This window comes from Pseudomonas sp. UBA6323 (assembly GCF_002439135.1).
Lineage (GTDB): Bacteria > Pseudomonadota > Gammaproteobacteria > Pseudomonadales > Pseudomonadaceae > Aquipseudomonas.
Map to the genome: position 1 here is coordinate 1 of NZ_DJSX01000023.1, position 8,697 is coordinate 8,697.

General features: G+C 64.8%; 5 protein-coding genes. All 5 read left to right on the forward strand.

The window, feature by feature from the left end; genetic code table 11:
• Positions 1–488 (forward strand): BCCT family transporter (locus B3P22_RS05645; RefSeq protein WP_296270298.1); only part of this gene is annotated, 488 nt, incomplete at its 5' end.
• A 170-nt stretch (positions 489–658) separates the two neighbouring features.
• Positions 659–3,046, forward strand: coding sequence for a pyrroloquinoline quinone biosynthesis protein PqqF (gene pqqF / locus B3P22_RS05650; protein WP_296270300.1), 2,388 nt, complete (start codon positions 659–661; stop codon positions 3,044–3,046).
• 321 nt (positions 3,047–3,367) lie between these two features.
• Positions 3,368–4,552: a porin gene (locus B3P22_RS05655; protein WP_296270301.1), complete on the forward strand. Its 1,185-nt coding sequence runs from the start codon at positions 3,368–3,370 to the stop codon at positions 4,550–4,552.
• Positions 4,553–4,873: 321 nt separating this feature from the next.
• On the forward strand, positions 4,874–6,037 hold the full coding sequence (gene nosP, locus B3P22_RS05660; RefSeq protein ID WP_296270302.1) for a nitric oxide-sensing protein NosP: 1,164 nt from the start codon (positions 4,874–4,876) through the stop codon (positions 6,035–6,037).
• Entirely contained in the window at positions 5,967–8,609 is a 2,643-nt protein-coding gene (nahK, locus tag B3P22_RS05665) for a hybrid sensor histidine kinase/response regulator NahK/ErcS' (protein ID WP_296270303.1), read from the forward strand. Before nosP ends, nahK begins: the two co-directional genes overlap by 71 nt.
• The last annotated feature ends 88 nt before the right edge of the window (positions 8,610–8,697 follow it).

Consider the following 8,697-nt stretch of genomic DNA (forward strand, 5'->3'; position numbering starts at 1 on the left):
GCCGCACCTTGGGCCAGATGGTCGGTGTGGTGATGCTAGTGCCGACGGTGGTGACGCTGCGTTGGTTCTCGGCATTCGGTGGCGGCGCCATCGCCCAGGTGATCGATGGCAGCGGGGATCTGGCGGCTGGCCTGAGCGATGTCAACGTGGCCATCTTCCAGTTCCTGGAAATGCTGCCGCTGGCCGGCATCGGCTCGCTGCTGGTCGTCGCTCTGCTGGTGTTCTTCATGGTCACCTCGGTGGACTCCGGCGCGCTGGTCGTCGATAACCTTGCCGCCGGTGGCGATCCCGATACCCAGCCGGGGCAGCGCGTGCTGTGGCTGGTGATGATCGCGCTGGTGACCGTGACACTGTTCGTGATTGGCGGTGACACTGCGCTCAAGGGCATTCAGGCCGGCACCGTGGCCATGGGCCTGCCGTTCATGGCGCTGATGCTGTTGCTGATGATCGGCCTGATCAAGGGGCTGATCGCGGATTGCCGTAGCTGACCTCGGCCAAGCGACGCCCCGACACCGGCCGCAAGGCTGATGTCGGGGCGTTTGTGTCCCTGCATGCGCGGTTTTTACGATCAAAGGCGTGCTTTAGCCGGCCAAAAGCAGCATTGTCAGAGGCAGGTGCGTTGTCGAAGCTGGACGCTAAGCTGCCTAGAGAACCCTTGATGACCTTGTACGTTCCACCTCCTGCCTCTGTTCGGCGCCTGGCCAATGGCGCACTGCTGCGCGCGCAGCAACAGCCCTGGGCGCAGCGGGTAGGGGTGTGCCTGCGGGTGGCGGCGGGCAGTCATGACGAGCCGCCGGCCTATCCGGGCCTGGCGCACTTTCTCGAACACCTGCTGTTTCTCGGTAGCCGCAATTACCCGCGGGATCAGGGGCTGATGGCGTTCGTCCAGCGCCATAGCGGGCTGGTCAATGCCTCGACCCAGGCGCGGCATACCGATTTTGTCTGCGAGCTGCCGGCCGAGCAGTTGCAGCCGGCGCTGACGCGTCTGCTGGATATGCTGTGCCAGCCGCTGCTGGATATCGACGCGCAGTTGCGCGAGCGAGAAGTGCTGCACGCCGAATACCAGGCACGCAGCCAGGACGCCAACTGCCGCATTGATCATGCCCTGGGCCAGGCGCTGGCGGTCGGGCATCGCTGCAGTGACTTTCTGGCAGGGGATCGCAGCACGCTGGTTGTGGAGTCCGAGGCGTTTCAGCAGGCACTGCGTGCGTATCAACAGCGCCACTACCAGGCCCGGCATATGTGTCTGACCCTGGTGGGGCCGCAACCGGCCGAGCAACTGCTGGAGATGGCCGAGGCGTTGCTGGGGCAACTGTCGGCCGGAGAGCCCGAAGCCCAGTCGGAACCGGCGGCCGATCTACTGCCGTTGCGCGCGTCACGTCTTGGTCTGCAGCACGATCGGCACGCCGTGCATTTGGGCTTTGCCGCTCAGATCGATGCGTGCCAGTTGCAGGCACCGCTAGAGTTATTGCTGGATGCCCTGCATGATCCCGCACCTGGCGGCTTGCTGGCTGGTTCGCGTGAGCGGCAGCTATGTCGGCAATTGCAGGTGCGAGAGTTGTATCGGCATCAGGGCCAGTGTCTGCTGCGCTTCGATTTTCCCGGCGCCTCGACGGAGCAGGGCCCGGCCTTGCGTGCGGCGGTGCAGAGTTGGGCGGCGCAGCTGCAGGGCCATTCAGATTGGCCGCTTCGGTTGCAGCGTCACCAGCAGGCGGTAGCACTGAAAATGTTTGGGCACAGCCCATTGGCATTGGCTCAGCATCTGCAAGCCCCCGAGCCGGAGAACGACACCACCTTGCGCACCTTGGCCGCGCTGCTCCGCCAGTTGGCGCAAGGGGACGGTTTGATAGAGCTGCAATGCAGCCAGCGTGCGCAATCAGAGTGGCCCGCGACTGGATTGGCGCTGCCGCTACAGGTCTTGCCGACCCGGGCGCCGCTACCCTTTGAGGACGAATGGCAACTGAGCAGCGACGAACCGTTGCTGGACGGCTGCGTCCCCCTATCGGCCGTTCTGCCGTTGGCAGGATTGAGGCATTACCCTGGGCAGCCGGAAGGCGGTCCGGCCGCGCTTTACTGGCGCGGCGCGTTTGCCGGGTACGGCGATACGACGGTCATCGAAGCCGCCCTGTTGGCGCGTAGCGCTGATCTGCGCTGGCGTGGAGACCGGCTTGGCATCGCCAGTCAACTGAGCGTGCATGTCTCTGGCTGGACCTTGGCCTTGCAGGGGGCTGCGGCATTGTTGCCGACTTTCAGCGCGCAACTGCTGCCGTTGCTGTTGGCCGCCGTAAACGAGTCTGTCGAATTCACCTCGCAGGGGATGCTGTTGCGGATGCTGCTGCAGCGTTTGCCGCAGCTGTGCGAGTTGCCCGCTACATCGAACCTGCAAGGACTGAGCGTCGGGCTGGGCGAGCGGCAGCAGGCGCAACTCGCCGAGTTGTGCACGGCGGTCGAGCCCCTGGTGGGTTTGCCGCCAGCATCAGGTGCCTGGAAAGGAATCGACTGGCACGAGGTCTCGCAGCCCGGCGCGGATGCGGCTCTGCTGCTGTTCTGCCCGCTGCCTGACGCTGCCGCTCCTACCGAGGCGGCCTGGCGCCTGCTCGGGCAGTTGCTGCAGGGGCGCTTCTACCAGCGGCTGCGGGGGGAGCTGCAACTGGGCTATGCCTTGTTCGCCGGTTTTCGCCAGGTGCAGGGCAGCAGAGGTCTGCTGTTCGCCTTGCAGTCGCCGGTCTGCGATGCGGCCGATATCTTCGCTCATATCCGCGCCTTTCTCGATGAGCAGCGCTCAGTGCTCGAAAGGCTGGATGACGCGACGCTGTCGGGCGCCCATGATGCGTTGCAAGCGACATTGAGTCCGGCCAAGTCTAACCTAGCTCGCGCCGAGCAGCTGTGGCAGCTGTATCTGGCGGGCTTGCCCGAAGCGCATCCGTGGCAGGTTTCACAGGCGCTGACGGTGCTGTCCGCAAGCGATCTGCTGCGGGCGCATGAGCAGTTGCTGCTTGCCCGCGATTGGCGAGTATTGGCCAGCGGAGCTCCGGCGCCCGTCTAGGCAAGCGCTGCTTCCCACGCATCACCATGAATCCTGCCCGGAACAGCCTGGCGTTCCGCCATGGCGTCTTCCTGCATTCCTCCTTCCCAACTTCTGCGCGACGCGTAATGGCGCATCTACGCCCTAGGACTGGCCAGGTACTACGACCTTTCTCCCGCTACCGGTAGCAGGTCGGTCGCGAGCCGGCGGGAGCGGGCCGGTAGCGCCCGGCCAAAGCAGCAGCGAATCGCTGCCAAGGCAGCGTATGGCCCGCCTGGCTCGCTTTCGATAATCGCCTCCGACACGACTGCCCTGGCGGTCGCCACTCAAGCGGAGAGCGTTATGCACAACAACAAGATCGCCATCACTCGATTTCTGCCCCTGACCCTGGCCACCGCCGTCGCCCTGGCGACCGCGCAGCAGGCCGCCGCCGAGATCGTCCTGTACGACAAGGACGACACCACTTTCTCCACCGACGGCTACATCAACGCCTTCTACGTCAACAGCGACGTGGATCGTGATGGCGAGCAGTTCGACCGCCGTCAGTCGCGGGTGAAGATGGGCTTTCTGCCCAACTGGATCGGCTTCAACTTCGGCAAGCAGATCGATGATCTGAAACTGACCGGTCGCTCCTCGTTCTGGGTCACCATTAACGACAGCGAAACCAACGGCACCGACACCGCCATCGACGTGCGTCAGTTCTACGGCACCGTGTCCAGCCCGGAATGGGGTGAGGTGCTGGTGGGCAAGGACTTCGGTTTGTTCTCGCGCTCCAACATCTTCCTCGATGAGCTGCTGGCCGGGTACGGCAACGTGTCCGACACCCTCGGCCTGGTGGACGGCAATGGCGTGTCCTTCGGCAATATCGGCACCGGCTACCCGTACCCGTTCCCGACCTCGCAGATTACTTATCGCAACAACAACCTGGCCGAAGGCCTGCGCTTTGCGGTTGGCATCATGGACCCGGTCGACACCAATGACGACAGCCCGACCGGCAAGGCCTACCAGGAAAACCCGCGCTTCGAATCGGAAGTCAGCTACCAGTTCGATCTGGGCGGTTCGACCATCTACACCTGGGTCAACGGCGCCTACCAGACCTCCGAGAACACCGACGACACCGTCGACAAGGTCACCTCCAAAGGCGTGGGTTATGGCGTGCAGGCCAAGTTCGGCGGCCTGTCGCTGACCGGTTCGGGTTTCCAGGCCAAGGGCATCAACCCGTTCTTCACCAACAACCTGGGCGAGCCGACCCTGCGCGATATCGACAGCGACGGTTACCTGCTGCAGGGCTCCTACACCTGGGGCAAGAACCGAGTGGCGCTGTCCTACGGCAAGACCGAGGACGACGGCAACGGCCTGGGCGTGGCGGCGGACTACGAGACCCGCGGCATCGCCTATTTCCGCACCATCAACGACAACCTCAAGCTGGTCGCCGAGTACAACCAGTACCAGATCGACGCCGCCGCCGGCAGCGGTCTGAACGAGGACACCGACACCTTCGCCGTGGGTGCCGTGTTGAGCTGGTAATCGGTGTTGAAACGGGCCGGGCAGGGGGCGACCTCTGCCCGGCCTTTTGCGTATGCGGCTGATCGACACCTGTCGGAAGGCCTGCCGCTTGTAGGGCGGGTGCAACCCGCCGTTTAGCCGTTGGCGGGCTGCACCCGCCCTACCTATCGAGATAACGGCCGTCGTCCCATGCACGGCTTGACCAAGATGGCGGTGTGCGCCGCCGTACTGCTTCGCGAGTACGCCCTACGGATCGACTACCCAGTACTCAAGTAGCATGGGGCGCCTGCGGTCTCCTTCGTAGAATTTCCCCATGATCAGCAGGTGCATTTGGGGCGTGATATGGCCTTGGAACAGTCGGAGGGCGTGCTTAGCGCCGTCTCCAGCACGAAGGATGTGGAATTGGCCGCCCAGGAACTGGCACGTCAGCTGATCCATCCCTATCTCGGCTTCGTGCTGTTCTTCTGCTCGGCCGAGTACGATCTCGATGGCCTCGGCCAGGCGCTGGAGGCGCACTTCGGTGGCGTCAGTCTGGTGGGCTGTACCAGCGCCGGCGAGATTACCCCGCAGGGCTACGGTCGTGGCTGCGTGGTGGCGCTGGGCTTCGATCTGCGCTGCTTCTCCATCGCCAGCGTGCTGATCGACGAGATGGAACGCTTCAACCTGCTCGATGCGCAGCATCTGGTTGATGGCCTGGTCAAGGATTGCCGCAGCAACGAGCTGGCCTCGATCAAGGGCCACAGCTTCGCCCTGACCCTGCTCGACGGACTTTCCAGCCGCGAAGAACTGGTGCTTGGCGCGCTCAGCGCGGCGCTGGGCAGCATCCCGCACTTCGGTGGCTCGGCTGGCGACGACAACCACCTGACTCACACCCACGTTTATCACGGCGGCCGTTTTCACAGCGGTGCGGCGGTCGTGGTGCTGTTCAACACCTGGCTGGAGTTCGAAGTGTTCAGCACCCATCACATCCAGCCCAGTGCCGAGAAGCTGGTGGTGACCCGTGCCGACAGTGCCACGCGCCGGGTATATGAACTCAATGCCGCGCCGGCCGCGCAGGAATATGCCGAGCTGATCGGCGTGCCGGTCGAGGCCCTGGATCTGCGCGCGTTCGCTGCTTATCCGCTGGCGGTGCGGATCAGCGATCACTACTACGTGCGCTCGATCCAGCAGGTGCATGACGACCTCAGCCTGACCTTCTACTGCGCGGTGGAGAACGGCATCGTCCTAACCGCCATGCGCCCGGGCCCTTTGCTGCCGAACCTTGCGCAGCTGTTCGCCGGGCTGGAGCAGCGCCTCGGTCCGCTGCTGCTGACCATCGGTTGCGATTGCTTCCTGCGCCGCCTGGAGATCGAGAACGATGGCGGCGTCGAGTCGGTCGCCACACTGCTGCGTCAGCAGCGGGTGATCGGCTTCAACACCTACGGAGAGCAGTTCAATGGCATGCACATCAACCAGACCTTCACCGGTGTCGCCATTGGCCGACCTATTGGGCGTGGCGAACGCTGAGCTGCAGGCACGCTGTGCGGCGCTGGAGCAGGAGAACGCCAAGCTCAAGCGCATCAACGCCGCGCTGATCGAGCGGGTCGAGTCGATCCATTCCCGTGGCGATGACGCCTACGCGGCCTTCCAGCATTCGGTGGTGCTGTCCGAGCAGGTGCGCGAGCGCACCGACGCGCTGAACCAGGCGATGGCCGAACTGAAATCCAGCAACCAGTTGCTCAGTGATGCGCGGTTGCGCGCCGAGACTGCCCACCAGCACCTGATCGACGCCATCGAGAGCATCTCCGACGCCTTCGTGCTGTTCGACGATCGCCAGCGCATCGTCCTCTTCAACAGCCGCTTCAAGGCCTTGTGGGCGCGCAGCCGGGCGCGCATCGGCACGGGCACGCGGCTGGAGGAGATCAAGCGCCTGAGCCGCAGCACCGGCCTGGTGGTGGAGGCGCAACTGGGCAAGGAGGGCGAGCCGAGCCTGTTCCGCCTGCAGGACGGGCGCTGGGTGCAGGTCAGCGAGCGGCCGACCCGCGAGGGCGGGCTGGTGATCCTCTATACCGACATCACCGAGGTGAAGCAGAGCGAGGCGCTGCGCCGCGAGCAGGCCCTGGCGCAGAAGTCGCGCCTGCTGCAGCGCGCGGTCGACAACCTGTCGCAGGGCATGGCCATGGTCAATGCCGAGGGTGCGCTGGAGTTATGGAATCACCGTTTCCTCGAACTCTGCGGGCTGGCGCCGATCAACGCCCATCGGCCGTTCGCCGAAGTGATGGCGGAAAGCGAACTTGAGCCGCTGACCCCGGACAGCCGCGATGCCGCCGGCAAACCGCTGCGCCAGGTGGAGGTGCGCCTGTTCGACGGGCGCATGCTGGAAGTGCGCACCCATCCGCTGCCTACCGGCGGCTTCGTCAACACCTTCACCGATATCACCGAGCGTCATCGCCAGGCCCAGGCGCTGAGCGACAGCGAGCGCTGGATCCGCCTGATCACCGACCACGTGCCGGCGCTGATCGCCTATCTGTCGGCCGATCTGGTCTACGAATTCACCAACAAGGTCTACGAGGAATGGTACTGCTGGCCGCGCGGCGCCATGCTTGGCCAGAGCCTGCGCGAAGTGCACAGCGAAGAGCATTGCCAGCGCCTGGAGCCCTACGTCGAATTGGCGCTGTCCGGTGAGAGCGTGACCTTCGAGTTCGCCGAAACCAACCACAACGGCCAGGAGCGCTACATGTTGCGTTCCTACGTGCCCAACCGTCATGCCAGCGGCGAAGTGGTCGGCATCTTCGTATTGATCCGCGATATCACCGAGCGTCGCCGCACTGCCGAGGCATTGCACCAGGCCTATCAACATCTGGAGCAGCGCGTGCGCGAGCGCACCGCCGAGCTGACCACGGTGAACGACCAGCTGCGCCGCGAGATCGACGAGCGCACGCAGATGGAGGCGCGCCTGCGTGAGGCCAAGGGCGAGGCCGAGCAGGCCAACCTGTCCAAGACCAAGTTCCTCGCCGCGGTCAGCCATGACCTGCTGCAGCCGCTCAATGCCGCGCGGCTGTTCACCAGCGCGCTGTTGGAGAAGAACGACCTGAGTGGCTGCGCGCCGCTGGTGCGCAACGTCAGCAACTCGCTGGAAGACGTGGAAAGCCTGCTCGGCACCCTGGTGGACATTTCCAAGCTCGATGCCGGGGTGATCAAGCCGGATATCGCGCCGTTCGCGGTCAGCGAGCTGCTGGAAAACCTGGCTGCCGAGTACCACCAGATCGCCCGCAGCGAGGGCCTGCGTCTGGACTACCTGCCCAGCTCGGCGCTGGTACGCAGCGACGTGCAGCTGCTGGCGCGGATTCTGCGCAACTTCCTTAGCAACGCCATTCGCTACACCGCCAGCGGGCGCATCCTGCTGGGCTGCCGGCGGCGTGGCAACAGCCTGTCCATCGAAGTCTGGGACACCGGTATCGGCATCGCTCAGGACAAGCTGGTGGAGATATTCCAGGAGTTCAAACGCGGCGATAACGTGCAGCGCAAGCAGGATCGTGGCCTGGGCCTTGGCCTGGCGATCGTCGAGAAGATCGCACGCATGCTCGGCCACCGCATTCGGGTGGCGTCGCAACAGGGCAGGGGCTCGATGTTCGCCGTCGAGGTGCCGCTGACCCGGCGCGCGCCGCGCGTGCGCAGGGTGCAGGACAGCCCGGATCAGTTGCTCGAACGCCTCAGCGGCGCGCGGGTCTGGGTGCTGGATAACGACGCGGCGATCTGCGCCGGCATGCGCACCCTGCTCGAAGGCTGGGGCTGCCGGGTGGTCACGGCATTGAGCGAGGAAGACCTGGCGCGCCAGGTGGACAACTACCACGCCGAGGCCGACCTGCTGATCGCCGACTACCACCTCGACGACGAGCGCAATGGCGTCGACGCGGTGGCGCAGATCAACGCCCGACGCAGCACGCCGCTACCGGCGCTGATGATCACCGCCAACTACAGCAACGAGCTCAAGCAGCAGATGCGCGAGCTGGGCCACAGCCTGCTGCACAAACCGGTACGGCCGATGAAACTGAAGGCGGCGATGAGTCATTTGATGGAGCGTGGGGCCGGGGTTTGAGATGACGTGGGCTCCGTTGCGCACGGCGCACCTTACGGACGCCCTACGCTCAGGTCGCCACGATCCCGTAGATCCTATGTTCGGCCGC